Below are 25,168 nucleotides of genomic sequence, written 5' to 3' on the forward strand. Positions count from 1 at the left end.
CCAAGCGCAATGGCCCCCGGGGTCGGTGAAGTCAAGCGGGAAGAGGGCGGGATGAGCGAAAGCACGACAGAAGTCTACGAAGGATTGACCGGCGCAGAGGAGGTCAAGGCGCAGGAGGCCCGCAACGGGCTGCGCCATGCCACCAGCCTGACAATGACCAAGATCGCCGACGGGTTGATCGACCCCAAGCTGGTGCTCAGCTGGCTGGGCGGAGCCTTGGGCGTGCCCGCTGGTATCGTCGGGCTGTTCGTGCCGATCCGCGAGGCGGGCGCGCTCTTGCCGCAGATCGTGCTGGCGGGGCGGGTGCAGGCGATGCGGTACCGTAAATGGGCCTGGGTCGCCGGATCGGCGGGGCAGGGGATCTGTGCCGCGCTGATCGTACTGGCGGCCCTGACCTTGTCGGGGTGGGCCGCCGGTGTTGCGATTGCCCTTGCGCTGGCTGGTCTCGCCGTCAGCAGGTCGCTCTGTTCCGTCAGCTTCAAGGACATATTGGGCAAGACGGTCGCCAAGACCCGGCGCGGCGCGGTGACGGGCATCGCCGGGTCGGTCTCGGCGCTGGCGGTACTTGGCTTCGCGCTGATCCTGATGGTGGGGCCGGGGCAGGCACTCTGGCCGGTGATGGTGGCGATCGGGCTGGCCTCGGTGCTCTGGCTGCTGGGCGCGATCCTGTTCTCGACGCTGGAGGAAGGGGCCTCGGAACCCGAAAAAGGCGCCGACCTCGACCTTTCGCCCCTGCGCGAGGACGCGCGGCTGCGCAGGTTCGTGGCCGCCCGTGGCGCACTGACCGTGACCGCGCTGGCGCCGCCCTTTTTCGTCCTTCTGGGCGGCGGGCAAAGTGCCCTGCAGGCGTTGGGGGCGTTGGTCCTTGCCTCGTCGGCGGCCTCTTTCCTGTCGTCCTATGTCTGGGGGCGTCTGGCGGACCGGTCGTCCCGTCTGGTGCTGGCGGCCTCGGGCGTGCTGGCGGCGTTGTTCATGGCGCTTGCGGTGTTGGCGGACCTGGCAGGCTGGGCGGGCGCGCCCTGGGTCATTCCCACGGTGCTGTTCGGACTGATGCTGGCCTACCACGGGGTGCGACAAGGGCGGTCCGTCTACCTGGTCGACTTTGCGCCAGGGGACAAACGCTCGACCTATGCCGCGCTGGCCAATACCTCCATCGGCCTGCTGCTGCTTGCGGTGGGTGCCCTCGGCGGGGCGCTGGCCGCGCTTGGGCCGCAGGTGGCGCTGGCCGGGTTCGCGGTGCTCAGCCTGCTGGGGGCCGCGCTGTCGTTGGGCCTGGGCGAGGTCGAGCGATAGGCGCTTGCCTGTGCGTCCCGCGCGGCGCAGTCTGGCGCCTGCAAGGGGGAGGGGCGTCATGCGGACATACGAAGAGATTCTCGATCTCGCGGCGGATCGCAAGGGCGGGCGCGCGGCGGTTCTGGCCGACATGCCGCCGGTTCTGGATGCGGATGCGCTGGCGGCCATTCCGGACGATCGCTGGCTGGCGCAGATGGCGCGCGGAATCTTTCAGGCCGGCATCAGCTGGCAGGTCGTGGAAAACAAGTGGCCGGGCATCGAAGAGGCGTTCCACGGTTTCGACGTCGGCCACGCCGCGATGATGTCGGAGGACCGGTTCGATGAATTGCTGTCCGATCCGCGCATCGTGCGCAGCCCGCCCAAGGTGCAGGCGATCCAGCAGAACGCCGTTTTCATCCAGGAGGTGGCCGCCGATGCGGGGTCATTCGGGCGCAAGGTGGGCGACTGGCCGGCAGAGGATTTTTCCGGGCTTTTGGAGTGGATGAAAAAGAACGGCGCCCGCCTGGGCGGGGCGACCGGCGCCTACACGCTGCGGTTCCTGGGCAAGGAAAGCTATGTCCTGTCGCCATCGGTCGTCGCGCGACTGGTGGCCGAAGGCGTGGTGGACAAGGCGCCGACATCGAAAAAGGCGATGCAGGCGGTTCAGGATGCCTTCAACACCTGGAAGGCCCAGAGCGGCGAGAGCCTGACGGTCATCAGCCGCGTCCTCGCGCAAAGCATCGACGGATAAGGGGCGATGGCAGTGCCGCGGGGAAACCCGAAAGCCGTTTTCGATCCCGACGCACCGGCGCTATGGTCCGGGGCAAGGAGAAAGGGGGCTGAATGACGGTCGTATCCCATGTCGAAGGTCCGCGGGGCGACAAGCTGGTCTATGCAAAGACCTCGGGCCGGGGGCCATGCGTGGTCTTCCTGTCCGGCTATCGCTCGGACATGGAAGGCACCAAGGCGGTGCACCTCGAGGGCTGGGCCAAGTCGGAGGGCCGGGCCTTCCTGCGGCTGGATTATGCCGGACACGGGCAGTCCGGCGGGGTCTTCGAAGAGGGCTGTATCGGCGACTGGGCGGCGGATGCCGAGGCGGTCATCACCCATGCGGTGGAGGGGCCTGTGGTGCTGGTCGGCTCTTCGATGGGCGGCTGGATCGCGTCGATCCTGTCGAAACGCCTGCCGCAGATCGTGGGTTTCGTCGGCATCGCCGCCGCTCCGGATTTCACCGAGGACGGGTTCTGGGCCGGATTCTCGGAACAGGCGCGGCGTCAGGTCATGCAAGAAGGCAAGATCCTGATGCCCTCGGCCTACGAGGATCCCTACGTCGTGACCCGCAAGCTGATCGAGGACGGGCGGCGAAACCTGGTCCTGCGCTCTCCGCTATTGATGGATTGGCCGGTGCGGCTGTTGCAGGGCACGCTGGATGAGGCCGTCAGTCGCGAAACCGCGCTGCGCCTGCTGGACCATATCGAGGGACCGGACGTGCGATTGACGCTGGTCAAGGGCGCCGATCACCGCTTTTCCACGCCCGCCTGCCTGACCCAGATCGAACGGGCCATCCGTGAGGTCCTGGGGTGAATGCGCTGCTCTGGGGGCTTGGCGCGCTGGCCGCGGCGGGCGGCGCCTACGGCCTGTTCGCTCCGCGCGAACCCGTGGTGACGAATGTCCGTTTTGACGCGGCGCTGCTGGACGGCGGCGTTGACGACTGGCTGGCGCGGAGCGAGTCCAAGGTTCCCAACCTGCGCCCCGGCGCGCAGAAACAGGTGATCTGGGCGGGCGCACCCGAGGCGCAGACCGACTGGGCGTTGGTCTATGTGCACGGGTTTTCGGCCGCTTCGCAGGAACTCCGGCCGGTGCCGGACATGGTTGCGCAGGGCCTGGGGGCCAACCTGGTCTTTACCCGGCTCAAGGGCCACGGGCGCGACGGCCCCGCGATGGCAGAAGCCACGGTCGAGGGCTGGATGGAGGACATGGCCGAGGCGCTGGCCATCGGGCACCGTATCGGACGCCGCGTGCTGCTGATGGGCTGTTCCACCGGCGCCACGCTCGCAACCTTGGCCCTGCACGAGGAAATGGGCGCGGAGGTCGCGGGGGCGATCCTCGTGTCCCCCAATTTCAAACTGGCAGACCCGAAAACCGCGCTGATCACCTGGCCGGGTGCGCGCTGGTGGCTGCCCTGGCTGGCAGGACGCGAGATCGGCTTTGACCCGCGCGGAGAGGCGCATGGGCAATACTGGACCTCTCGCTATCCCAGTCTTGCGGTCCTGCCCATGGGGGCGGCGGTGCGCGAGGTACACCGGCGGCGGCAGGAGGACCTGTCCGCGCCCGCACTCTTTGTCTTCGACCCCGGCGACCGGATCGTCGATCACCAGGTCAGTCGGCAGGTCGCCGCGCGCTGGGGCGCGCGGGCCGATCTGCACGAACTGGACCTTGGGCCGCAGGATGATCCGTCACGTCACCTGGTGGCCGGGGATGTCCTGTCGCCGCGCATGTCAGAGCCGGTGGCCGGGGCCATGCTCGACTGGGCGCGCCGCCTGTGATGTGGCGCCGAAAAAGAAAAGAGCGATGGACCGGAGAGGTAGCTTGATCATGCTTGGATGCCGGGACATGGCGCGCGCCGGAGAGCTTGGGGACCGGCGCCACGATCCTGAAACAGGCGCTGGACGTTTTCTGCGGCGGGCATGTCGGCTAATTAGCCGACCCCGAGGGCCATGTCTGCGAGGCGGCCCAGCTTTCGTTTTGGACGCTGGAGCCGAACGGGGAATTCCGCTGAAAAGGCTATGGCGATGACTGATCGGACGAAATCATGAGGCGCCCGCGCTCCATGTGGTCCTTGGAAACCCTGGGGCGCGAACGCCTGTCGCGGCATTTCTGGATGCGAGAGTTCCTCTGTTCGGAAATCGGGAACGTCCACGGCATCAGCAACATCCCGGACATTCCCGACCTGGCGCTGGAGCGCGGGCGGGCCTTTGCCACGACCTTGCTGGACCCGCTGGAGGAGACCTTTGGCCGGATCTTTGTCCGGTCGGGCTATCGCTCGGCGCGGCTGAACGCCTTTGGCAACGCGCACAGGCTGAACTGCGCGCGCAACGACTATCCGCTGGAATGCCATATCTGGGATCTGCCCGAGCGGCCCGTGGCCGGCGCCTCGATCGTGATCCCGTGGTTTGCGGATCGCCATGCGCAGGGCCGCGACTGGCGCGACCTGGCCTGGTGGCTGTACGACCACCTCGATTTTTCCGAGATCTGGTTCTTTCCAAAGCTCTGCGCCTTCAACATCGCCTGGCGGCCAGAGCCCCTGCGCCGGATCGACAGTTACATCGCGCCAAAGGGCTGCCTGCTGAAACCCGGGGCGCAGCCCGCCGAACCGCCCGAGGTTCGGGCAGCGCGCTACCGGGATTTCCCGCCGTTCCGCGGCATTGCCTATCCGGGCTGAGCCGTGCTGGACAGGACCGCGGACCGGGGCTAGCGTGCGGAATACACAACCAAAGAGAATTACGATGGCGCCCGCGCCGCAGAAATCCGTTCCGATGTCTCGTCCGGGGGGCCGTGCCTGATGCATGGCCTCGATCCGCAAAACCGCGATTTCGCGGACTTCCTGCTGACCGCCACCCGCGAGATCTGGGAGGGGCGGGGCCTGACCGCCCGGGCGCAGGCCTATTACCATCCCGACGTGATCCTGCGCGGGGCCGAAGGCGTGCAGTTCGGCGCCCGCGCCGTGGCCGATGACGCGATGGCCACGCTGGTCAGCCTGCCGGACCGGCGCCTATTAGGGGAGGACGTGATCTGGTCGGGGCATGACCGGGTGGGCATGCTGGGGTCTCAACGCATCCTGACCCTCGCAACCCATAGCGGGGACGGCCCCCTTGGCCCCGCGACGGGGCGCACTCTGAAATACCGCGAGATCGTGGACAGCTACGCCAAGCGCGACCAGATCAGCGATGTCTGGCGGGTGATCGACAGCGGCGCGCTGCTGCGCCAGCTGGACCGCACGGCAGAGGACTGGGCACGGGCCCGGCTGCCGCATCTGGACCCGGACACGCAGCCGTTCACGCCCCGCGTCGACGTCACCGGTCCCTATACGGGCCAGGGCAATGCCGACCAGTGGGGAGAGGGGTTTGCCAACGTGCTGATCCGGGTGATGGAGGGCGATCTGTCGATCATCCCGGACCAGTACGACCGGGCTTGCCACCTGCATTATCCCTGTGGCGTCGAGGCACACGGACCGGAGGCGGCCGATCGCTTCTGGCTGGGGCTCAGGGCGGCGCTGCCCTCGGCCCGGTTCGAGGTGCATCACCGGATCGGGATGGAAGAGCCGCTGATGCCGCCGCGCGCGGCGCTGCGCTGGTCGCTCAAGGGCCGGCACGAGGGCTGGGGGGCTTTCGGCGCGCCCACCGGGGCGGACGTCTACGTCATGGGGATCAGCCATGCGGAATTCGGCCCCGGCGGCTTGCGCCGGGAATGGACATTGTACGATGAGGCGGCGGTCTGGACTCAGATCGTGGCCCAGACCGGGTGAGCCTGCGCGAGACCTACGAACGGCAGGCGGCCCGCTACGACGCGGCACGCGGAAAGTCGCTGTTCGAACGTGCCTGGCTGGATCGTACGCTGGCGGATGTTCCTGCGGGTGGGGCTGTGCTGGACCTGGGCTGTGGGGCGGGGCGCCCGATCGGGGTCTACCTTGCGGATCAGGGGTTTGCCGTCACGGGTGTCGATTTCTCACCGGCCATGCTGGCGCTTTTCGGGCGTCATGTGCCTGCGGCGCGGACCTTGCTGGCGGACATGCGGGCGCTGGACCTTGGACAGACCTTCGACGCGATCATCGGCTGGGGCAGCTTCTTTCACCTGACGGAGGCGGAACAGCGTGACGCCTTGCCCCGTATCGCGGCGCACCTTGCGCCGGGCGGGCGGCTCTTGCTGACGGTTGGCCCGCGGGCCGGAGAGGCCTGGGGTACCGTCGGGGATGAGCGCGTCTACCATGCGTCGCTGTCGCATGAGGACTATGCCGCCTTGCTCTCTGCGGCAGGTGCCCCGGTTGAGGATTTCGTGCCCGAGGACCCGACCTGCAACGGGCATTCGCTGCTGCTTGCACGGCGCCCGGCCGAGGCCTAGGGTGCCGCTGCACGGGCAGGGGTGAAACGAAGCAAATGCAGGACTTTCAGCACATTTCAGGCGCCGCCGGACCATGACGGAGCCGGTGGTCTTTCTGCCCGGGATGATGTGCGACGCGCGGCTCTTTGGGCCGCAGATCACGGATCTGTCCCGCGATCACGCGGTGATGACGGTGCCGATCACGCAGGGCGAACGGGTCGAGGAGATCGCCTCGTCCGTGCTGGACGTGGCGCCGATGCGCTTTGCCCTCGCCGGGCTCGGCATGGGTGGCATGGTGGCGATGGAACTTTACCGCCGCGCGCCTGATCGGGTGACGCGGCTGGCGCTGATGGATACCAGCCCGCTGCCCGAACCGCCCCAGATGGCGGCGATGCGTGATCCGCAAATCATCCGGGCGCGGTCCGGCAAGCTGCGCGATGTCATTTCGAACGACCTGCTGCCGCAATACCTGGCGCATGGCCCCCACAGCGCCGAGGTGGGCGCGCTGGTCATGGACATGGCGCTGGGCCTTGGGGTCGAGGTCTTTGTCCGCCAGTCGCGTGCGATGCAACGGCGGCGCGACCAGCAGGGCACGCTGCGGCGGATCAACGTGCCGTCGCTGGTGCTCTGCGGAGCCAAGGACCCGATCTTTCCGATCAAGCGCCATACCTTCATGGCCGAGATGATCCCCAAGGCAGAGTTGCGCGTGATCGAAGAGGCCGCGCATATGCCGACCCTGGAACAGCCCGAAGAGGTCACGCGCGCGCTGAGGGACTGGTTGGCCGAACCGCTGCTCCTGCGCTGAGTTTGCGGGATTGACCGAGGCGGGCGGCGTCCCTATGTGGGGCGGGCGCGGAAGGCCGGACGGCCGCTTGCCATTGGCGAGAGGAAAGTCCGGACTCACCGAAGCACCGGTGCCGGGTAACGCCCGGGCAGGGCAACCTGACGGAAAGCGCCACAGAAATGAAACCGCCGTCGCACCGGAGGTGCGCACTGGAAGTCCGCTTCTGGTGAGACCGAAGGAGACTGTGGCGGTAAGGGTGAAACGGTGGGGTAAGAGCCCACCGGGGGGCTGGCAACAGCGCCCGCATGGCAAGCCCCACCGGGAGCAATGCCGAATAGGGATCGTGCGCGCCTTCGGGCGCAGGGCCGCTTCGGCCCCGGCGATCCGGGTTGGCAGCTAGAGCCGCGTGGCAACGCGCGGTCCAGAGGAATGGTCGTCTGAGGGCGGGGAAACCCGCCCAAGAACAGAATCCGGCTTACAGGCCTTCCGCGCATGAGTTTTTGGCCCGATCCCGTGTTGACTCGCGGGCGATACGCGGTAAAAGGCGGGCTTCATACAGATTTCACACCGGGCGATCTTCCGGTGTTGCAGGAGACGACACATGGCGAAGCCGACCACCATCAAGATCCGCCTGAACTCCACCGCGGGCACCGGCCACTTCTACGTGACCAAGAAGAACGCTCGGACCATGACCGAGAAGATGTCGATCAAGAAGTACGACCCCGTTGCGCGCAAGCACGTGGAGTACAAGGAAGGCAAGATCAAGTAAGCCGTTCTGGCCGAAGGTCTTTTTCGGGTCGCGCGGGGGATGCCCCACGCGGCCTTTTCGTCTTTGGGACTTGTAGGACGGGTGGTCTTGCAATGTCGGGCCAGACCGGGTCGCGCACCGACCGGCAAGAGGACATTGGCGCGCTGGATTACCCGCTTTCTACGCTGGCGATGGCGGTCCGCTGATCGGACGGGCGCAGCCCGCGCGTGTCGTCTCCGGCCGGTTCCACGTTGTCGAGGATGATGCCGGGCGCCAGTTGTGCGCTGGCGGCTGGTCTCTACGGGCGCGGGGCCATTTCCTGCAAGAGGCACGGGACGACAAGCTGCCCGAGGTGCATTGCCAGAGCGCGCTGACCGCGCGTTCTTTCCAAGAAAACATGGGGTGCCAGCCGTGGCACGTGATCAACGTACCGCTGCCCGGCGATTCTCATGATCTGCCAGCCCTGCGCTCACCCCTTCAAGGGGTCCGCCGGAGCGCCATTGGCCTTGGTCCAGCGGCGTTCCTCGCCGTGGCTGCGTTCGATCAGCTGGACCCGGTCGTGACCGGGGTAATGCACCCGGTCGCGGGTGGCCCGGGTGCCGATCACCAAGATGCGCGCGGGCGCATCGCCACGGTTTTCCAGGCGATGCGCGGTCTCGACCCCGGCGGCAAAGGTGGCGGCGGTGCCTGCGTTCATCTCCTGCTCGCTTTCGCCCTCGACCAGTGTCACCGTGCCGTCCAGCACATAGATCATCTCGTCCTCGGCCTCATGCCAGTGCGCGTAGGAAGAGGCTGCCCCCGGGGCGAGGATTTCGACCAATGCCCCGAACTGCGTCAGCCCGCCCGAATCGCTGAACAGCAGCGCCTCGAAACTGCCGAGCGCGCCATCGCCCGTTTTTCGCTGCACGGAGTCTTCGGTGATGATCGGCATGTTGTCCCCCCACGGCCCCTTGGCCCAACACGAAAAAAGGGCCGGTCAGATGACCGGCCCCCTTGGTATAACACGAATGCGAGGATCCGTTATTCTTGCTGGCCCATGAACATCAGCAGGAACTGGAACATGTTCAGGAAGCTGATGTAGAGGCTGAGAGCGCCGTCAAACGCGGCCTTGTTCAGCCATTCCTGATCGCCATGCGCGGCGTGGGCGACGTAGGTGTTCTTGATTTCCTGCGTGTGCCAGGCGGTCAAGCCCGCGAAGATCAGCAGGCCAATGGCGGAAATCGCGTACATCATTGCCGGCGACTGCAGGAAGATGTTGACGATCATCGCCACGATCAGGCCAATCACGCCCATGATCAGAAACGCGCCCCAACCCGAGATGTCCTTTTTCGTGGTGTAGCCCCACAGGGACAGGCCGGCGAAGGCGATCGAGGTCACGAGGAAGGTCGAAGCGATCGAATAGGGCGTGTAGATCATGAAGACCGTGCCCAGCGAGATGCCCATCACCGCGGAGAAGGCAAAGAAGCCCAACTGGACCGCGGATGCCGATCCGCGACGCATCAGGGCGCCCCAGCCGAAGAAGATGAACGCCAGCGGTGCGAACATGATCACCCACTTGAGCGGCGAGACATACAGCATGTAGCCGATGTCGGTCAGATACCGATCAGCGCCGATCTGGTAGGGCGTCTGCTGGGATGTCATCGACAGCCCCGAGATCGCCCAAGCCGCAAGCGCGGTGATCAGCAGACCCACGGACATTGTGCCGTAGACCTTGTTCATGTGGGCGCGCAGCCCTTCGTCAATCTGGGCAGCGCGTGCGCCGGAGACGCCAGCTGCCCGGACTGTATCATATTCTGCCATGTAAGCCTCCGATGTTGACATAGGTCCGGGGGCCCAAGGCCCCCGCACGTCACGTTAGATATTGGAGGAACGCAGGGGATTTTCAAGAACTTCGGATCGGATTCGGGGCAATAAGATGCCCCGATTTGTCACCATTGGCTCTCGGACTCGATCCAATGGCCGGGCGCGTCCCATCGGGGCGCTTCCGGGGCGATTTTCCCCACGTCAGACAGTGAGACAAGCGAGCGATTCTGGCGGGCTCGGTGCCGGGCCGGATCAGCGGGCAGCGCCGAACCTTCGCGGCGGAAGAAAGCGTGGGGAAACAGAGCGGGCAGGGCACGGATCATGGTGGCATCCTTCACGAGAAATGATTGAGGTCCGGGTTGGTATCTTCGTTGTTGATGAATGTGGCGATCCGTGGTTGATATTGGAAGTGAATGTATGTGACCTCTCTCATCACAAGGTCTGATGGATGCGAAATCTTGACGTGACGACGCTGCGATCCTTCGTGGCGGTGGCCCAGGCCGGGGGCGTGACCCGCGCCGCGGGGTTCCTGAACCTGACGCAATCCGCCGTTTCGATGCAGATCAAGCGGTTGGAAGAAATGCTGGACCTGCAGCTGCTTGACCGGACGGGACGGGGGGTGACCCTGACCCCTGCGGGGGGGCAGTTGCTGGGCTACGCGGAAAAGATCGTGTCGCTGAATGACGAGGCCTACACCCGGCTGACCGACCAGAGCTGGGAGGGCGAAATTCGCCTCGGCGTGCCGGCGGACATCGTCTACCCGGTGATTCCGCTGGTGCTGCAGCGCATGGCGCGCAGCTATCCACGGGTGAAGGTGCAGCTCGTCAGTTCGTTCACGCGCGTGCTGAAGTCGCAATTCGCCCGGGGCGAGATGGATGTGATCCTGACCACTGAAACCGGGCTCGAGGCCGGGGGAGAGACCCTGTTGGACGTGCCGGTCCGCTGGGTCGGGGCGCCGCAGGGGCAGGCCTGGCGCGACCGTCCGCTGCGGATCGCGATGGCGCGTACCTGCGTCTTTCGGGACGAGGCGATGCGACGCCTGGACGTGGCGGACATTCCCTGGGAACTGGCGGTGGATTCGGACAGCGAAACCACCATAGACGCGACCGTCAGTGCAGACCTCGCCATTACGGCGCGGCTGGAAGGGCACCTGGCGCCCTACCTGGCCAATGTCGATTGCCACAACCTGCCGGACCTTGGGATGATGAAGGTCAACCTATACCAGGGCAGTGGGCAGGCGGCCTACACGCGGGCGCTTTGCGAGGATATCCGGCAGAGCATGGCGTCGCTCTAGCGCTCAGACGCCGACGTCCGGGCCGTGGCACAGCATCGGGTCATCGTTCTGCTGGGCTTCGTACAGAACCGTGCTGGAGGGGTCGTTCTCGAACACGGCTCTCAGGCCCGAACCTTCGCGGAAGAAGCTCCAGCACTGGGGATCGGGGTTGTCCTCGTAGACAAAGCAGATCTGCCCGGCTTGTTCATACCAGAAACCATCCTTGCATTTGCCATCCAGGAAGGACCACTGCACCTTGCGGTCGGGCAGGTATTTCTCGACTCCGTAGGCCTCTCCGTTGAGACCGAAATACAGTGTCTTTCCCGTGACATAGCTTTCGAAATCAGTGGCCGACATCGGCTCGGCCGCCAACGCGGGCAGAGCGGTCAGGCAGGTCAGGGCAATGGCGTAGATCTGTTTCATGTGCGCGAGCCTGCCAGAAACGCGGAATTATCGGAAGTCGGGTATTAATGAATGGTTAACCATGGGCGGGCTCCGGTCCGTGCCATTGCCGCGCGCGCCTGTCCATCACGCGCCGCCAGAGCGGGGGCACAAGGGCGATCACCGCCATGACCGGCAGGGAATGCGGCAGGATCGGCATCCTGCCCCGGTCGAGGTCGAGGCCCGGGTAGGGCCTGGCGGGATGTGCGTGATGATCGGAATGGCGGGGGGCGTTCAGCATCAGCGCCGATGAAAAGCTCTGCGGTGCGTTCCAGCTGTGCTGCGGCCCGACCGGTTCGTATTTCCCGGGGGCGACTTCACGTCGGCAGAGGCCATAATGCTGGACATAGTCGCTGAGCAGAAGTTGCGCCTGGGCGTAGGCGGCGATCGCCAGCAGCGCCAGACAGCCACCGGCCCCGCCGACAAGGGCGGCCACGATCAGGGAGGCGATCGCACCGCCGGCATGTCCGATATAGGGGTGCCATCCGCGCCCTTGTCGCAGCCGCGATTCGGCACGGAAACCTGCGCGAAAGCCGCCGATCCAGGCGCGCGGCGCAAAGGCGTAGAAACTCTCTCCGGGCCGCGCAGTGTTCGGATCGCGCGGTGTGGCGGCGTGGACATGGTGGACCCGCACGTGGGCCGAGGCGTGGTGCCCGAAGAGGAAGGAGGCGTAGACCGCCGTACCCAAGCGCCGCAGGCCGCGTGACGGACGGTGGATCAACTCATGCGCATTGGCGTTTCCGACCTGGCCGATGAACAGGGAAAGTGACAGGTATGTCAGTGCTTTGTCGACCGTTGTTGCGCCAGAATGCGTCAGGGCCCAGATGCCGCCGTAGAGCAGGGGGAAATGCGCAATCGCCAAGAGCCCGGACAGCCCGTGTCCGGCGGGAAACTCCTGCCCCGGATGGTCGGGGGCGGCCAGTGCCGACACCCTGTCCATCGCGAAGGTGAAGACCGTGATGTAGACCAGTGCCAGCGCCGGAAACGGTCCGCCCACCGCCAGCGCAAGCGCCAGCAGCGTCACCATGCCAAGGGTTGCCAGTGTGAAACGCCGCATCACCGCTCCAATACGATCCGAGATTTAACATATCGGAACATTCCGTTCCCCGTTCGGCGAATCCGAGGGAATTTCTGGGCGCTCGCCTGCCCAATTCGGTCGTTTTTCACCCCTTCCCCGGAGGCGTTCGGCGTTAGGGTCTGCCGGAATGAATGGAGGCACGCATGGCACTCGACGAACGCAAGGGCGTCTGGAAATCGGGCAAGGGCAAGGGGCGCCACACGCCGAAGGGCCGCCAGGTCGACGACACGGCCCTGGCCGAGGTGAAGGCGCTTCTGGGCGATCGCCCGCGCAACCGCGACCTGCTGATCGAGTTCCTCCACCTGATCCAGGATGACTTCGGCCATCTTTCGGCTGCTCATCTGCGCACCTTGGCCGAGGAAATGCGGCTCAGCATGGCCGAGGTCTATGAAGTGGCCAGTTTCTATGCCCATTTCGACATCGTGAAGGAGGGCGAGACGCCGCCGCCCGCGCTGACCATCCGGGTCTGCGATTCGCTGTCCTGCGAGCTGGCGGGGGCCGATCAACTGCGCGCCGCGCTGGAAGAGGGGATGGACCCCGCAAAGGTCCGCGTGTTGCGGGCGCCCTGCATGGGGCGCTGCGACACGGCGCCGGTGCTGGAACTGGGGCACAACCACATCGATCACGCCGACCTGGACAAGGTCAATGTCGCGATCGAGGCGGGCGATACCCATGCGAATGTTCCAGAATATCAAGGTCTTGCAGCCTATACCTCAGGTGGCGGCTATGCCCGTCTGAAGGATTTGCGCCAGGGCGGAAACTGGGAGGAGGTGCAGGAAACGGTCCTCTCTTCCGGCCTGCGGGGCCTTGGCGGTGCGGGGTTCCCGTCCGGTCGCAAGTGGGGCTTCGTCCGGGGAAATCCCGGCCCGCGTTACCTTGCCGTCAACGGGGACGAGGGTGAACCGGGCACCTTCAAAGATCGCTTTTACCTCGAACGGGAACCTCATGTTTTCCTTGAGGGAATGCTGATCGCAGCCTGGGCCGTGGAGGCGGATCGCTGCTTTGTCTACATGCGCGACGAATACCCCGCCGTGCTGGAAATCCTGCGCCGCGAGATCGCCGCCCTAGAAGCGGAGGGCATCGTCGAACCCGGCTATATCGACCTGCGCCGTGGCGCGGGCGCCTATATCTGTGGCGAAGAAAGCGCGATGATCGAGTCCATCGAAGGCAAACGCGGGCTGCCGCGTCACCGTCCGCCCTATGTCGCGCAGGTCGGGATCTTTGACCGTCCCACGCTGGTGCACAACGTCGAGACGCTCTACTGGGTCGCGAAGATCTGCCGGGAAGGCCCTGAAATCCTTTCCGGAATCGAAAAGAACGGTCGCAGGGGGCTGCGCTCTTACTCGGTCTCTGGCCGGGTGTCGAAACCGGGCGTCTACCTTCTGCCTGCCGGGTCGACCATCCTTGACGTGATCGAAGCCGCGGGCGGCATGGCCGAGGGGCATGTCTTGAAGGCCTATCAACCCGGTGGGCCGTCCTCTGGACTGTTACCGGCCTCTATGAGCGATGTGCCGCTGGATTTTGACACGTTGCAGCCGCATGACTCCTTCATCGGGTCCGCTGCCGTTGTCGTGCTGTCGGATCAGGACAGCGCCCGCGATGCTGCGTTGAACATGTTGCGGTTCTTCGAGGATGAAAGCTGTGGCCAGTGCACGCCTTGCCGGGTCGGCTGCGAGAAGGCGGTCAAGCTGATGAGCGCGGAAAGCTGGAACACGGACCTGCTCGAGGAATTGTGCCAGGCGATGGGCGATGCCTCGATCTGTGGTCTGGGACAGGCGGCGCCGAACCCGATCCGCCTGACGATCAAGCACTTCCCGGACGAGGTCTGAAGTCCGGGACATCGGGATCCTGCTAGCAGAAACCGTCCACAGCTGCCTGTGGACGGTTTTTCGATCGGCTTGGGGCAAGAGGCCAGCGGTCCCTGATCGACACCGGGGCTCAGGTCGCTGTGAATGCGACCTTTCATTGCGCGCGCAGGCGTATTAGGTGAAGACAACTCAAGCATCAGGCGCGGCCCATGTCCTTTTTCGGCAAGCTCAAGAACAAGTTGTTCAAGTCCTCCTCCAAGCTGGACGAGGGGTTGGACGCGATTGTCCAGGACGGCGATGAGGAAGACGTCGCCGAGGCGCCTGCGCCCAGGGCAGAAACGGCAGAGCCAGAACCTCGGGCCCCGGCGCCGAAACCCGCGCCGATCGACCCGGTGCCAGTCCCCGAACCCGAAGCCCCGGCCGAGGCAAAGCCCTCTGGCGGTTTGCTGGGGCGGATCATGGGGCGATCGCAGGGCGAGGGCGCGGTTGCGCGCCGGGTGCTGGACGACGAGATGCTGGAGCAGCTCGAAGAGCTGCTGATCGCCTCGGACATGGGGGTGGACACGGCGCTGCGCGTGACCTCGAACATCGCCGAGGGGCGGTTCGGCAAACGCTTGTCCTCGCTGGAGATCAAGCAGGCACTGGCTTCGGAAATCGCCCGCGTGATGGAGCCGGTGGCGCGCCCGCTGCCGCTCTACCCGAAAAAGCCGCAGGTGGTGCTGGTCGTCGGCGTCAACGGATCGGGCAAGACCACGACCATCGGAAAGCTGGCCAGCCAGTTCAAGGCCGCGGGCAAGCAGGTGGTGATCGCGGCGGGCGATACCTTTCGGGCCGCCGCCGTCGAGCAACTGCAGGTCTGGGGTGAACGCGCCAACGTGCCCGTGCTGACCGCGCCCGAGGGCAGCGATCCGGCCAGCCTGGCATTCGACGCCATGACCAAGGCCCAGGCCGAAGGCGCGGACCTCTTGATGATCGACACCGCCGGCCGGCTGCAAAATCGCCAGGACCTGATGGAGGAACTGGCCAAGATTGTCCGGGTGATCCGCAAGAAGGACCCGGATGCGCCGCACAACACGTTGCTGGTGCTGGATGCGACGACGGGCCAGAACGCGCTCAGCCAGGTCGAGACCTTCCAAAAGCTCGCCGATGTGTCCGGCCTGGTCATGACCAAGCTGGACGGCACCGCCAAGGGCGGCGTTCTGGTTGCGCTGGCGGACAAGTTCGGCCTGCCGATCCATGCCATCGGCGTGGGCGAGCAGATCGACGATCTTGCCCCCTTCGACCCCGAGGAATTTGCCGCAGCGCTGACCGGCCTCGATACGGAATGAGCGGCCTAGCGGCCGTGGGCGATGTCCTCGATCCATTTCAGAAGCGCAAGCACAATGACCACCATCGCCGTGGCCATCGCCGCAAGGATCAGTCGCCCCGCACCGCAGCCCAGGCCCACGGCGCCCGCCAGCCACAGCGACGCCCCGGTGGTGATGTTGTGAACCTTTTCCGCCGAGCGAAAGATCACGCCGGCCGCCAGAAAGGCAACGCCTGCCGTCACCGCCTCGATCATGCGCAGGGGGTCGTTGCGTTGTTCACCGGCGCCACCAAAGTCCAGCGCGCTCAGCTCGCGCCCGATCAGGACAAAGAGGCAGGCGGCCACGGCCACCAGGATATGCGTGCGCAGGCCGGCCGGTTTGTGGCGCCATTCCCGCTCAAATCCAATGGCGGCGCCAAGCACCAGGGCGCCGCAGAGCCGCACAAAGGCGGACCAGGCGGGAACAACGGCAAAGTCGCCGTAGAATTCGGATGTCAGGCTTTCGAACATGCGGTCCTCTTTAGGTTCAACGTAACACCAACGCACAACAGGGGCGATGGTGTCCGCGCGGAGGGCCGTGGGTGAGCGATTGGCTGATCTCGCTGGAGGGCACGGAGGCCGGCCACCGGGCGGCGCTGATGCTGGCGCTGACCGCAGGCCTTTTGCACGCGGTCTTCGGCGCCCTGCAGAAGGGACGGCACGACCCCTGGGTGTCTCGTGCGGCGATCGACGGATGGCTGGTGCTGCTCAGCTTTCCGATGCTGTTCCTCGTGCCCTGGCCCGAGCCGCACATGTGGCCGCTCTTTGCCGGGGTCATGGTGATCCATCTTGCCTACAAGCTGTTGCAGGCGATGGCCTTTACCCGCGGCGCCTACACGGTTGTCTACCCGGTCGTGCGCGGCACGGGCCCGCTTTTCACGGTGATCGGTGCCTGGCTGATCTTTGGCGAGAGCTTTACCGGCGTTCAGTGGCTGGGCCTCGGCGTTCTGCTGGCCGGGATCTTCGGCCTCGCGGTCTACAACTTCATCTTTCTCGAGACCGCGCGCGAGACGCTGGGCCCGGCCTTGGCCTATGCCCTGGCAACGGGGTGTTTCGTTGCGCTCTACACCACCTATGATGCTTACGGCATCCGCGCCACCGCCGATCCCTTTACCTTCCTCGCCTGGTTCTTTTTCCTGTCGTCACTGGATTTCCCGATCCTGCTGTGCCTCACCCCCATGCGGCACCGGGTGTCAGGTTTTCCCCTGCGGCCTCTCATGCTGCGCGGGCTGGCGGGGGCACTGGTGGCCTATGGCTCCTTCGGGTCGGTCATGATGGCCACGCGCCTGGACAAGGTGGGAGAGGCGGCGGTACTGCGCGAAACCTCGACAGTCTTTGCCGCCGTCATCGGTTGGCTGATCCTGCGCGAGACAGTGGGTCCAAGGCGCATCGCGCTGATGATCCTGATCGCGGCGGGGGCGGTGATCGTTGAGCTTGGCGGCTGAAAGGCCTATGTGCCCTGCAAAGGAGTGATGCATGTCCGACTCGCCCGCCGATGCGCGCAAAGTGAACCCGACGCTGAAGTCGATCCTGGAACTCGGGCCGGTGATCGGCTTCCTTGTGGCCTATTTCTGGTTCAAGGACGACGTCTTTACCGTCGGGGGGCAGGAGTACGGCGCATTCATCGCGGTGACCGCCGTCTTTGTCCCGGTCTTCCTGGTGTCGATGGGCGTGGTCTGGTGGCTGACGGGCAGGATCAGCCGGATGCAGGTCTTTACCGCCGTTGTCCTGATCGTCATGGGCGCGCTGACCGTCTGGTTCAACGATGACCGTTTCGTCAAGCTAAAGCCGACGCTGATCTACGGGGCCTTCGGGGCGATCCTTGGCGTCGGACTCCTGTTCGGGCAATCCTACCTTCGCTACGTCATGGAGGAACTGACCCCTTTGCAAGACGAGGGCTGGATGCTGCTGACGAAACGCGCAACCCTCTTCTTCGTGGGCATGGCCGTGCTGAACGTCGTCATCTGGCAGCTTTTGTCGGAACAGATCTTCGTGGTCTGGGACACGGTGGGGCAACTCGCGGCAACCTTCGCCTTCTTCATGGGGCAGGTCGGGTTATTCTCCCGCTATGCGGTGGAACAGGACGAGGAGACACCCGCCGAATAAGGCGGGCCGGGGTCATGTGCCCCTGTCGATCTTCGTGCTGAGGTGGATCAGGCTTTCCGAGGCCTTGACGCCTTTTGCTTCGCCAATGGTGTCCAGCGTGCGGTCCAGAGCCTCTGTCGTTTCCGCGCTGAGCTGCGCAATCAGGTCGAACCTTCCCGACGTGGTGTGCACCGTTTCCACCGCCGAAAGGCTTTTCAGTCGGGACAGGACCGCCGGTGTGGCGCGCGGTTCGACCGAGATAAGCACCGTGGCGCGCAGGGCGGGGCGCAGGCCCGGGCCACGCTTGAGCGTGTAGCCGGCGATCGCGCCGCGTGCCTCGAGCCGGTCCAGCCGGGCCTGCACCGTGGTGCGCGCCAGCCCCAGCCGACGCGCCAGATCGGTCACCGGGGTCCGGGCATTCTCGGCGAGAGCCGCTACCAGGGCGCGATCCGTTTCGTCGATCTGTTGGTCCATATCGTCACTTTGCCCGAAAATGCCGTACATTTCGAACAGAGTTGCAGCTGAATCCGTCCCTTGCAAGCGCCACACTGGTCTCACAGGCGAACAGGAGGCACGAGCAATGGTGCTGCACGAGGCATTTCAGCGCGATCCCGCGCTCTGGCTGGCGCGCGAGCGTCCCGAAGACCCGGTTTTCTTTCACGATCCCAAGCGGCTGCGCGACGTGGCGCGGTTGTTCCTCGACCGCTTTCCCGGTGAAGTGACCTATGCGGTCAAGGCCAATCCCGACCGGGGCGTGATCGAGACGCTGGCAGAGGCGGGGATGGAGGCCTTTGACGTGGCCTCTCCCGAAGAGATGGCACTGGTGCGAGAGATCGCACCGCGGGCACGCCTGCACTACCACAACCCGGTCCGGGGCCGGTCCGAGGTGGCGGCGGCGCGGCGCTATGGCATCACCTCCTGGTCGGTCGACCGCATGGCGGAACTTGACAAGCTGGGGCCGTTGGAGAGCGCCGAAGTGGCGGTCCGGCTGAAGCTGCCGGTGGCCGGGGCGGTCTATGACTTCGGATCGAAATTCGGTGCCGGCCCCGAGGCTTGCGGGGAACTCCTGCGTGCGGTTGTCTCGCGCGGCGGACGCCCCTCGCTCACGTTCCATCCGGGCACGCAATGCCGCGCGGCGGGGGCCTGGGTGTCCTACATCCAGGCCGCGGCCGAGATCGCGAGTTCCAATGGCATCCGCCTGCACCGGCTGAATGTCGGCGGCGGGTTCCCGGCGCACCGCGAAGACCCGGCCCCCGACCTGCCCTCGCTTTTCGGCGCTATCGACGAGGCCGTCGGGGCGGCCTTCGGGCCGGACCGTCCGGCGCTGGTCTGCGAGCCGGGCCGGGCGATGGTGGCCGAAGCCTTTGAACTGGCCTTGCAGGTCAAGGCGCGGGACGGGAACGCGGTCTTTCTGAACGATGGCATCTATGGCGGCCTCAGCGAGTGGCGCGATCTTGGTCCCGCGACGCGGATCAGCGCGCTGGCCGCGGATGGGACACCCCGGGCTGGCGCCCTGTGCGCGACAGAGGTGTTCGGGCCGACCTGCGACAGCCTCGACCGGCTGTCCGACCGGGTTGACCTGCCAAAGGACCTGGCCGAAGGGGATTACCTGCTGTTTCATGCCTGCGGGGCCTATTCCACGGCACTGGCCACCCGGTTCAATGGCTACGGCGCCCGGCGCATCGTGACATTGGCGCGATAATCGGCCCTTCGCGGAAAACCGGGTGCGGGCCGTGGTGCGCCCTCTGGACACCCGCGCCATGACGACTAATCTCCGCCGCGACAGGACAATTGCGAGGGAGACACTCATGGACAAGTTCGGCAAGAGCCAGCCGGTGAAACGGGTCGAGGATGTGCGCTTCCTGACCGGGCACGGGCGGTATGTGGATGATGTCGCCCCCAAGGGCGCATTGCGGGCCTTTGTCTTCCGCTCTCCCGTGGCGCATGCCGAGATCACCATGTTGGATGTGAGTGCCGCACGCGAGGCCGAGGGCGTGCATCTGGTCGTGACATCGGAGGACCTGCTGGGGGCCGGCATCGACACCGGAATGTCGGGCGCGCTGGCTCCCAACCGCGATGGCAGCAAAGGCGCGGCGCCCAAGCGTCCGGTGCTGGCCGAGGGGCGTCTGCGCTATGTCGGCGAGCCGGTGGCCATGGTCGTGGCCGAGACATTGCAGCAGGCGCGCGACGCCGCCGAACTGATCGAGCTGGACTATGACGACCTGCCGGTCATCATGGATCTGGCGCCGGGCGACACGGCGATCCACCCGGAGGCACCCGACAACCGGGCCTATGATTTCGGTATCGGCGACGAAGAGGCCACGAATGCGGCCTTCGAGACGGCGGCCAGGACCGTCAAGCTGGAGATCGGCGACAACCGGATCATCGTGAACTCGATGGAGCCGCGCGGGGCTTTTGCCGAATGGACCGACGGGCGCATCCATCTGGGTTTTGGCGGCCAGGGCGTCTGGGGCATGAAGGCCGAGCTGGCGCGCGCCTATCACATGGAGCCCGAGCAGATCCACACGACCAACCCCGACGTCGGCGGCGGTTTTGGCATGAAGGGCTTTCCCTATCCGGAATATTTCGTGCTGCCCTTCGCGGCGCGCGAGACCGGCCGCCCGGTGCGCTGGATGTCCGACCGGACAGAGGCGATGCTCTCCGACAACGGCGGGCGCGACCTTGTGACGACGGCAGAGCTGGCCTTTGACGCGGACAACCGCATCACCGGCTACCGGCTGCACACGCGGTCGAACCTGGGGGCCTACAACTCGCATTTCGGGCAGTTCATCCAGTCGAACCTCTTTGCCCGCGTGCTGACCGGCACTTATGACATCCAGAATGCCTACTATCGTTCGGAAGGGTTCTATACCAACACCGTGCAGGTGGATGCCTACCGTGGCGCGGGCCGCCCCGAGGCGATCTATGTTCTGGAACGGGTGATGGACCGCGCGGCGCGCGAACTGGGGGTCGATCCGCTGGAACTGCGCCGGATCAACTTCATCAAGCCCGACCAGTTTCCCTACAAGACGGTGACCGGCGAAAACTACGACGTGGGCGATTTCGTGCGCGTCATGGGCCATGCAGAAACGACGGCGGACATGGCGGGATTCGCGGCCCGGCGGGCGGCCTCGGAAAAGGCTGGCAAGCTGCGCGGCCTGGGAATTTGTTACTACATCGAGTCTATCCTGGGCGCCCCGAACGAGGACGTGAAGGTGGAGTTCACCGAAGACGGCGGCGCAAAGATCTATGTCGGCACCCAGTCGAACGGGCAGGGGCATGAAACCGTGTTCCGCCAGTTCCTGGCCGACCAGACAGGCATCCCCGCCGAGAAGATCGAGGTGGTGCAGGGCGACAGTGACCTGATCGGCTCGGGCGGCGGCACTGGCGGGTCTCGTTCCGTCACCGTTCAGACCAACGTGACCCTGCAGGCGGTCAGCGACATGGTTGCAGGTTTCTCCGATTTCCTTGCCGGCGAAATGGGCGTGGACGCTTCGGCGATCACCTTCGACGATGAGACCTTTCGCGCGGACGGATCGAACCTGACCCCCACCATGCTGGAAGCTGCGCAGATGGCGCGCGAGGCCGGGCGCGAGGACCTGCTTGTCTGGCAGGCAACCTCGACGCTGCCGGGGCGCTCCTACCCCAATGGCTGCCATGTGGCCGAGGTCGAGATCGACCTGGAGACCGGCGCGACGATCTGTGACCGCTACAGCGTGGTCGACGATTTCGGCAACCTGATCAATCCGATGCTGGCCGAGGGGCAGGTGCATGGTGGCGTGGCGCAGGGCCTGGGTCAGGCGCTGACCGAACATGTGGTCTATGATGAGGATGGGCAGCTGCTCACGGCCTCTTTCATGGACTACGCGATGCCGCGGGCCGACAATATGCCCATGATCGGTTTCGAGACGGAGCCGGTCCCCTCTACCGCCAACCCGATGGGGATGAAAGGCTGTGGTGAGGCAGGAACGGTTGGCTCCATGGCCGCCGTGTCGAACGCGGTTCAGGATGCGCTCTGGGCGCGTGGGATCAAACAGGTGGACATGCCCTTCACGCCGGCGCGAGTCTGGGCCATGTTGGAAGGTGATGCGATCGCAGCTGAGTGACATTGTTTTCGGCTGGCTCCGCCGCAAGTCTTCGGCGGACCATTCCGCTTATGCGCGGCGGCGCGGGCCGGTCGATCATGTCCTCATTCTGGATGGCACCATGTCTTCGCTCACGCCCGGCGAGGAAACCAACGCCGGGCTGACCTATTTGCTGCTGAAAGAGGCCGGGCATTCGTCGCTCTACTACGTGGCCGGGGTGCAGTGGACGGACTGGGGCGCCACCACCGACGTGGCGCTGGGGCGGGGCATCAACCGGCAGATCCGCCGTGCCTATGGTTATCTGGCCTCCCGCTATCGCGCGGGCGACAGGATTTTCCTGATGGGCTATTCGCGCGGCGCCTACGCGGTGCGGTCGCTGGCCGGCATCATCGACATGGTCGGTTTGCTCCGCGCCGAATGCGCGACGGAGCGCAATATCCGCCAGATCTATCGCCTGTACCAATACGCTCCAGACGGATCCTCTGCCCGGGCCTTTGCCAAGCAGACCTGCCATGCCGAGTCGCCGGTCGAGATGATCGGCGTTTGGGATACGGTCAAGGCACTGGGCCTGCGTCTGCCGCTGCTCTGGCGCTTGACCGAAGCCGAGCACGAGTTCCACAACCATTCTCTGGGCCCCGCGATCCGGCATGGCTATCAAGCATTGGCCCATGACGAGACGCGCGCCGCCTATGCGCCGGTGCTTTGGGAGTGCCCGCCGGGCTGGGCGGGCAAGGTCGAACAGGTCTGGTTCCGTGGCACGCATGGCGATATCGGCGGGCAACTGGGCGGCTTTGATGCGGCGCGGCCGCTGTCCAACATCCCGCTGGTCTGGATGCTGGACCGGCTGGAAGCGCGTGGCGTGGCCCTGCCGGAAGGGTGGAGGACGCGCTTTCCCTGCGACGTCAACGCGCCTTCGGTCGGCACCTGGGTGGGCGTCAGCAAGCTGTTCATCCTGCGCAAGACGCGCCGGGTCGGGCGGGACCCCTCGGAAAGCCTGCACCCCACACTTGTGGGCTTGATGGAACCCGACGGCGCGCAGGTCGCGGGGTGATAGGATAGTCAAGAAAAATGTTCACAGTTTCTTTACAGACCTTGGAACTGTGGCTTTACTGCCTATCTCTTGGTCAGGATCGCGGGGACGGAACCCCCGCGAGACCTTCACTGTCCCTCGTTCCGTAACTGGCGCCCGGGTTTTTGCCCGGGCGCTTTTTCTTTTCGCAATGCCGGTATATTTGAGGGGACATGAGCTATTCGGATGACAAGCTGAAAGAGATCCTGACGCGGACCAAGGTCGTCGCGGTCGTGGGCGTGTCCATGAACCCGGTACGGCCCAGCTACTATGTCGCGCGATATCTTTCGTTGAAGGGTTTCAAGGTGATCCCGGTCAATCCGGGGCATGCCGGCAAGCGCCTGTTCGGGCAAGAGGTGCGCGCCTCGCTGTCCGAATGCCCGGATACCGTGGACATGGTGGACATCTTTCGCCGCCCGGAACATGTGCCGCCCATCGTCGAAGAGGCGCTGGAGGTCTTTCCGAAACTGCGCACGGTCTGGATGCAGATTGGCGTCGTCAACGAAGAGGCGGCCCGGATGGCCGAGGCGCGCGGCGTCGACGTGGTGATGGATCGCTGCCCCAAGATCGAGTACCAGCGCCTGTTCGGCGAACTGCGCATGGGCGGGTTCAACACCGGGATCATCTCGTCCAAGCTGTGACCGGTCGTCTGGACCGCCTGCGCTATGTCCTGAAGGCGGCGCGGAGCTGGCCGTGCACAAAGCCCAGTTTCTCGCGCACTGTCGGGGTCAGCACGAACGGATAGAGATCGGGCAGCTCCAGTGCATGGTTCACATGGGTGACGGCCAGCGACAGGCGCACCGCGTGATCCAGCACGCGGTCGGACTGCGGGTCGGCATAGGCGTCATAGCCGGGCTGTGGTCCTGCTGGCAGGGCAAGCCCTGCGGCGGCGGCGCTGTCGGCGATATCCACGAGATGCAGCAGGTGGGCGACGGTTTCGGCCCAGTCTTCATGCGGGTGGGCCGTGGCGTAGGGGGTGATGTGCGTTTCGCCCGGATCCCGCGGCGCCGCATAGTGGCGGTCCAGCGCTTCGGCGTAGTCGGCACGCTCATCGCCGAATAGGGTCCGGAAGTCGGGCAGGAACGCGGGCCGCTCGGTCAGGCGTTCGAACAGGAAATGCGCGCATTCATGGCGCATGTGGCCCAGCATGGTGCGGTACAGTTCGCCGAGGTCGTCCTGGCGTTGGGCCCGGGTGGCCTCGTCGGCCTCGCTCACGTTGATGGTGATGACGCCCATGGCGTGGCCCATCGTGACCGGCTGTTCGCCCTGCGCGGTCTCTTCCGACAAAAGGCGGAACACCGGGCGCGGGCCCGGATCGCTCTCGGTGAACCAGCCCCAGCGCGCAAGGTTGGCCAGCATCCAGCGCTTGGCCGCCTCCGTCCGCGCCCAGAGTGGCAGGTTGTCCGCCTCGCGCAGGTCCGGCACGGTTTCCGTCATCGCGCAGGACCGGCAGAGCTCGTCCGCCCCCGGTTCGGGCAACCAGTTGCAGCCGATGGCCGCGTGATTGGCACAGCGAGCAGTGGTGGCCACCATGACCTGTGCCTGTGGGTCGAACCCGACCTCCTGGCCGCAGGTGCAACGGTCATTGTCGAACCAGAGCGGGGTCTGGCAGGCGGGGCATGTGAAAACCTGCATCCGGGGTCCTTTCGAGGGTATCCGGCAGGCCAACGCGGCATGGCGGTTCTGGGTTGCGTCAGCGGTGGGCGGCGTTCCGGCGCCGCAGGCTCTCACGCGAATTGGCGGTGAATGCAGCCTGTCCCGCAGGGCGGTAGCTCAGCGCGCCGCCTTTTCGGCTATGCCGGATTGCCCTTGGCGCCGGGCCAGTTCTGCCATGACCTCGCTCAGCGCCACGTCGCGCGATTTCAGCATGACCAGCAGGTGAAAGAGCACGTCGGCGGACTCCGAGACCAGCCGCGCGCGGTCGTCCTTGACCGCTTCGATGATCGCTTCGATCGCCTCTTCGCCGAATTTCTCGGCCACCTTTTCCGGACCCTTGGCCAAGAGCTTGGCGGTCCAGCTGTCATCCGGAGAGGCGGCGGCGCGGGTGGCGATGATCTGTTCTAGGTCGTCCAGGGTCATGTCGGTTCCTTTTCAGGCGAATGTCAGAGACGGCTGTCCGCGGTCGGAATAGTGCCGAGCAGGGACCGGAGTTGTGCCTCCATCGGCGTGCCCGGCACCTGTGCGCGGTTGAGCGGGATCAAGAGCGGGCGACCGCGGCCATGTCATGCTTGGACCAGTCCAGCAGGCTGGGTCCGTCACGCGAAATGCCGATCCGCAGGC

At 65.6% G+C, this 25,168-nt stretch carries 26 protein-coding genes and 1 other RNA gene; 19 read left to right on the plus strand and 8 right to left on the minus strand.

Annotated elements, in window-relative coordinates; translation table 11 throughout:
• Positions 1 to 51 precede the first annotated feature (51 nt).
• The 10 genes from ACQY5B_RS07120 to rpmG all read left to right on the plus strand — a co-directional run bounded on the left by ACQY5B_RS07120 (position 52) and on the right by rpmG (position 7,922).
• On the plus strand, positions 52 to 1,293 hold the full coding sequence (locus ACQY5B_RS07120; protein ID WP_420325792.1) for an MFS transporter: 1,242 nt from the start codon (positions 52 to 54) through the stop codon (positions 1,291 to 1,293).
• A 58-nt stretch (positions 1,294 to 1,351) separates the two neighbouring features.
• Positions 1,352 to 2,023, plus strand: coding sequence for a DNA-3-methyladenine glycosylase I (locus ACQY5B_RS07125; RefSeq protein ID WP_420325791.1), 672 nt, complete (start codon positions 1,352 to 1,354; stop codon positions 2,021 to 2,023).
• A 92-nt stretch (positions 2,024 to 2,115) separates the two neighbouring features.
• On the plus strand, positions 2,116 to 2,856 hold the full coding sequence (locus tag ACQY5B_RS07130) for an alpha/beta hydrolase (protein ID WP_420325790.1): 741 nt from the start codon (positions 2,116 to 2,118) through the stop codon (positions 2,854 to 2,856).
• Positions 2,853 to 3,818: an alpha/beta hydrolase gene (locus ACQY5B_RS07135; protein WP_420325789.1), complete on the plus strand. Its 966-nt coding sequence runs from the start codon at positions 2,853 to 2,855 to the stop codon at positions 3,816 to 3,818. Before ACQY5B_RS07130 ends, ACQY5B_RS07135 begins: the two co-directional genes overlap by 4 nt.
• Positions 3,819 to 4,102: 284 nt before the next feature.
• Positions 4,103 to 4,714, plus strand: coding sequence for a hypothetical protein (locus tag ACQY5B_RS07140; protein ID WP_420328693.1), 612 nt, complete (start codon positions 4,103 to 4,105; stop codon positions 4,712 to 4,714).
• A 120-nt stretch (positions 4,715 to 4,834) separates the two neighbouring features.
• A complete protein-coding gene (locus tag ACQY5B_RS07145) occupies positions 4,835 to 5,797 on the plus strand; it encodes an ester cyclase (protein ID WP_420325788.1) in 963 nt (320 codons plus the stop codon).
• On the plus strand, positions 5,794 to 6,390 hold the full coding sequence (locus ACQY5B_RS07150; RefSeq protein ID WP_420325787.1) for a class I SAM-dependent methyltransferase: 597 nt from the start codon (positions 5,794 to 5,796) through the stop codon (positions 6,388 to 6,390). The genes ACQY5B_RS07145 and ACQY5B_RS07150 overlap by 4 nt, the downstream gene beginning before the upstream one ends.
• Before the next feature lie 73 nt (positions 6,391 to 6,463).
• Complete coding sequence (locus tag ACQY5B_RS07155) at positions 6,464 to 7,174, plus strand: alpha/beta fold hydrolase (RefSeq protein ID WP_420325786.1); 711 nt, start codon at positions 6,464 to 6,466, stop codon at positions 7,172 to 7,174.
• A gap of 47 nt (positions 7,175 to 7,221) precedes the next feature.
• An RNA gene (rnpB, locus tag ACQY5B_RS07160) (RNase P RNA component class A) lies at positions 7,222 to 7,647 on the plus strand.
• 107 nt (positions 7,648 to 7,754) lie between these two features.
• Positions 7,755 to 7,922 (plus strand): 50S ribosomal protein L33, encoded by a 168-nt coding sequence (gene rpmG, locus ACQY5B_RS07165; protein ID WP_305971184.1) that lies wholly within the window; start codon positions 7,755 to 7,757, stop codon positions 7,920 to 7,922.
• Between the two features lie 448 nt (positions 7,923 to 8,370).
• Here the strand turns inward: rpmG and ACQY5B_RS07170 are convergent, their stop codons facing one another.
• Together ACQY5B_RS07170 and ACQY5B_RS07175 are read right to left on the minus strand one after the other, a co-directional pair.
• Complete coding sequence (locus tag ACQY5B_RS07170; RefSeq protein WP_420325785.1) at positions 8,371 to 8,832, minus strand: cupin domain-containing protein; 462 nt, start codon at positions 8,830 to 8,832, stop codon at positions 8,371 to 8,373.
• Positions 8,833 to 8,921: 89 nt separating this feature from the next.
• Positions 8,922 to 9,701, minus strand: coding sequence for a Bax inhibitor-1/YccA family protein (locus ACQY5B_RS07175; RefSeq protein ID WP_305971186.1), 780 nt, complete (start codon positions 9,699 to 9,701; stop codon positions 8,922 to 8,924).
• Between the two features lie 451 nt (positions 9,702 to 10,152).
• Between ACQY5B_RS07175 and ACQY5B_RS07180 the strand changes: the two genes are divergently transcribed.
• On the plus strand, positions 10,153 to 10,998 hold the full coding sequence (locus tag ACQY5B_RS07180; protein ID WP_420325784.1) for a LysR family transcriptional regulator: 846 nt from the start codon (positions 10,153 to 10,155) through the stop codon (positions 10,996 to 10,998).
• Positions 10,999 to 11,001: 3 nt separating this feature from the next.
• Here ACQY5B_RS07180 and ACQY5B_RS07185 read toward each other — a convergent pair whose 3' ends face one another.
• Both ACQY5B_RS07185 and ACQY5B_RS07190 read right to left on the minus strand, forming a co-directional pair.
• A complete protein-coding gene (locus ACQY5B_RS07185; RefSeq protein WP_043144144.1) occupies positions 11,002 to 11,400 on the minus strand; it encodes a hypothetical protein in 399 nt (132 codons plus the stop codon).
• A 55-nt stretch (positions 11,401 to 11,455) separates the two neighbouring features.
• Positions 11,456 to 12,475, minus strand: a complete 1,020-nt coding sequence (locus ACQY5B_RS07190) for an alkane 1-monooxygenase (protein WP_420325783.1) — start codon at positions 12,473 to 12,475, stop codon at positions 11,456 to 11,458.
• A 164-nt stretch (positions 12,476 to 12,639) separates the two neighbouring features.
• Here ACQY5B_RS07190 and ACQY5B_RS07195 point away from each other — a divergent pair, with 164 nt between their 5' ends.
• Positions 12,640 to 14,325 (plus strand): NAD(P)H-dependent oxidoreductase subunit E, encoded by a 1,686-nt coding sequence (locus tag ACQY5B_RS07195; RefSeq protein WP_420325782.1) that lies wholly within the window; start codon positions 12,640 to 12,642, stop codon positions 14,323 to 14,325.
• Positions 14,326 to 14,513: 188 nt separating this feature from the next.
• A complete protein-coding gene (gene ftsY, locus ACQY5B_RS07200) occupies positions 14,514 to 15,632 on the plus strand; it encodes a signal recognition particle-docking protein FtsY (protein WP_420325781.1) in 1,119 nt (372 codons plus the stop codon).
• A gap of 5 nt (positions 15,633 to 15,637) precedes the next feature.
• Here the strand turns inward: ftsY and ACQY5B_RS07205 are convergent, their stop codons facing one another.
• Positions 15,638 to 16,120 carry an MgtC/SapB family protein gene (locus ACQY5B_RS07205; RefSeq protein ID WP_305971192.1) on the minus strand — a complete coding sequence of 161 codons (483 nt, stop codon included), beginning with the start codon at positions 16,118 to 16,120 and terminating at the stop codon, positions 15,638 to 15,640.
• A gap of 71 nt (positions 16,121 to 16,191) precedes the next feature.
• Here ACQY5B_RS07205 and ACQY5B_RS07210 point away from each other — a divergent pair, with 71 nt between their 5' ends.
• Complete coding sequence (locus ACQY5B_RS07210; protein ID WP_420325780.1) at positions 16,192 to 17,094, plus strand: EamA family transporter; 903 nt, start codon at positions 16,192 to 16,194, stop codon at positions 17,092 to 17,094.
• A gap of 31 nt (positions 17,095 to 17,125) precedes the next feature.
• Positions 17,126 to 17,755 carry an inner membrane-spanning protein YciB gene (locus tag ACQY5B_RS07215; RefSeq protein ID WP_305971194.1) on the plus strand — a complete coding sequence of 210 codons (630 nt, stop codon included), beginning with the start codon at positions 17,126 to 17,128 and terminating at the stop codon, positions 17,753 to 17,755.
• Between the two features lie 12 nt (positions 17,756 to 17,767).
• Here the strand turns inward: ACQY5B_RS07215 and ACQY5B_RS07220 are convergent, their stop codons facing one another.
• Entirely contained in the window at positions 17,768 to 18,208 is a 441-nt protein-coding gene (locus ACQY5B_RS07220; RefSeq protein WP_420325779.1) for an Lrp/AsnC family transcriptional regulator, read from the minus strand.
• A 106-nt stretch (positions 18,209 to 18,314) separates the two neighbouring features.
• Here ACQY5B_RS07220 and ACQY5B_RS07225 point away from each other — a divergent pair, with 106 nt between their 5' ends.
• The 4 genes from ACQY5B_RS07225 to ACQY5B_RS07240 all read left to right on the plus strand — a co-directional run bounded on the left by ACQY5B_RS07225 (position 18,315) and on the right by ACQY5B_RS07240 (position 23,529).
• Entirely contained in the window at positions 18,315 to 19,436 is a 1,122-nt protein-coding gene (locus tag ACQY5B_RS07225; protein ID WP_420325778.1) for a type III PLP-dependent enzyme, read from the plus strand.
• 106 nt (positions 19,437 to 19,542) lie between these two features.
• A complete protein-coding gene (locus tag ACQY5B_RS07230; RefSeq protein WP_420325777.1) occupies positions 19,543 to 21,840 on the plus strand; it encodes a xanthine dehydrogenase family protein molybdopterin-binding subunit in 2,298 nt (765 codons plus the stop codon).
• Positions 21,818 to 22,870, plus strand: a complete 1,053-nt coding sequence (locus ACQY5B_RS07235) for a T6SS phospholipase effector Tle1-like catalytic domain-containing protein (protein WP_420325776.1) — start codon at positions 21,818 to 21,820, stop codon at positions 22,868 to 22,870. Before ACQY5B_RS07230 ends, ACQY5B_RS07235 begins: the two co-directional genes overlap by 23 nt.
• Positions 22,871 to 23,061: 191 nt before the next feature.
• Positions 23,062 to 23,529, plus strand: coding sequence for a CoA-binding protein (locus ACQY5B_RS07240; RefSeq protein ID WP_305971199.1), 468 nt, complete (start codon positions 23,062 to 23,064; stop codon positions 23,527 to 23,529).
• A gap of 22 nt (positions 23,530 to 23,551) precedes the next feature.
• Here ACQY5B_RS07240 and ACQY5B_RS07245 read toward each other — a convergent pair whose 3' ends face one another.
• The gene (locus tag ACQY5B_RS07245) at positions 23,552 to 24,523 is read right to left on the minus strand and encodes a zinc-binding metallopeptidase family protein (protein WP_420325775.1); all 972 of its coding nucleotides are present in this window, start codon (positions 24,521 to 24,523) and stop codon (positions 23,552 to 23,554) included.
• Positions 24,524 to 24,661: 138 nt separating this feature from the next.
• Positions 24,662 to 24,967 carry a phosphoribosyl-ATP diphosphatase gene (locus ACQY5B_RS07250; protein WP_305971201.1) on the minus strand — a complete coding sequence of 102 codons (306 nt, stop codon included), beginning with the start codon at positions 24,965 to 24,967 and terminating at the stop codon, positions 24,662 to 24,664.
• Positions 24,968 to 25,168 lie beyond the last annotated feature (201 nt).

The organism is Antarctobacter sp., from assembly GCF_965277915.1.
In the GTDB taxonomy this organism is placed as follows: domain Bacteria; phylum Pseudomonadota; class Alphaproteobacteria; order Rhodobacterales; family Rhodobacteraceae; genus Antarctobacter.

Coding starts and splice junctions, on each gene's coding strand:
- ACQY5B_RS07120 (WP_420325792.1), top strand. CDS start 52: ATGAGCGAAAGCACGACAGAAGTCTACGAAGGATTGACCGGCGCAGAG.
- ACQY5B_RS07220 (WP_420325779.1), bottom strand. CDS start 18,208: ATGGACCAACAGATCGACGAAACGGATCGCGCCCTGGTAGCGGCTCTC.
- ACQY5B_RS07225 (WP_420325778.1), top strand. CDS start 18,315: ATGGTGCTGCACGAGGCATTTCAGCGCGATCCCGCGCTCTGGCTGGCG.
- ACQY5B_RS07250 (WP_305971201.1), bottom strand. CDS start 24,967: ATGACCCTGGACGACCTAGAACAGATCATCGCCACCCGCGCCGCCGCC.
- ACQY5B_RS07190 (WP_420325783.1), bottom strand. CDS start 12,475: ATGCGGCGTTTCACACTGGCAACCCTTGGCATGGTGACGCTGCTGGCG.
- ftsY (WP_420325781.1), top strand. CDS start 14,514: ATGTCCTTTTTCGGCAAGCTCAAGAACAAGTTGTTCAAGTCCTCCTCC.
- ACQY5B_RS07130 (WP_420325790.1), top strand. CDS start 2,116: ATGACGGTCGTATCCCATGTCGAAGGTCCGCGGGGCGACAAGCTGGTC.
- ACQY5B_RS07140 (WP_420328693.1), top strand. CDS start 4,103: ATGTGGTCCTTGGAAACCCTGGGGCGCGAACGCCTGTCGCGGCATTTC.
- ACQY5B_RS07145 (WP_420325788.1), top strand. CDS start 4,835: ATGCATGGCCTCGATCCGCAAAACCGCGATTTCGCGGACTTCCTGCTG.
- ACQY5B_RS07230 (WP_420325777.1), top strand. CDS start 19,543: ATGGACAAGTTCGGCAAGAGCCAGCCGGTGAAACGGGTCGAGGATGTG.
- ACQY5B_RS07240 (WP_305971199.1), top strand. CDS start 23,062: ATGAGCTATTCGGATGACAAGCTGAAAGAGATCCTGACGCGGACCAAG.
- ACQY5B_RS07215 (WP_305971194.1), top strand. CDS start 17,126: ATGTCCGACTCGCCCGCCGATGCGCGCAAAGTGAACCCGACGCTGAAG.
- ACQY5B_RS07195 (WP_420325782.1), top strand. CDS start 12,640: ATGGCACTCGACGAACGCAAGGGCGTCTGGAAATCGGGCAAGGGCAAG.
- ACQY5B_RS07205 (WP_305971192.1), bottom strand. CDS start 16,120: ATGTTCGAAAGCCTGACATCCGAATTCTACGGCGACTTTGCCGTTGTT.
- ACQY5B_RS07180 (WP_420325784.1), top strand. CDS start 10,153: ATGCGAAATCTTGACGTGACGACGCTGCGATCCTTCGTGGCGGTGGCC.
- ACQY5B_RS07155 (WP_420325786.1), top strand. CDS start 6,464: ATGACGGAGCCGGTGGTCTTTCTGCCCGGGATGATGTGCGACGCGCGG.
- ACQY5B_RS07170 (WP_420325785.1), bottom strand. CDS start 8,832: ATGCCGATCATCACCGAAGACTCCGTGCAGCGAAAAACGGGCGATGGC.
- rpmG (WP_305971184.1), top strand. CDS start 7,755: ATGGCGAAGCCGACCACCATCAAGATCCGCCTGAACTCCACCGCGGGC.
- ACQY5B_RS07175 (WP_305971186.1), bottom strand. CDS start 9,701: ATGGCAGAATATGATACAGTCCGGGCAGCTGGCGTCTCCGGCGCACGC.
- ACQY5B_RS07245 (WP_420325775.1), bottom strand. CDS start 24,523: ATGCAGGTTTTCACATGCCCCGCCTGCCAGACCCCGCTCTGGTTCGAC.
- ACQY5B_RS07185 (WP_043144144.1), bottom strand. CDS start 11,400: ATGAAACAGATCTACGCCATTGCCCTGACCTGCCTGACCGCTCTGCCC.
- ACQY5B_RS07125 (WP_420325791.1), top strand. CDS start 1,352: ATGCGGACATACGAAGAGATTCTCGATCTCGCGGCGGATCGCAAGGGC.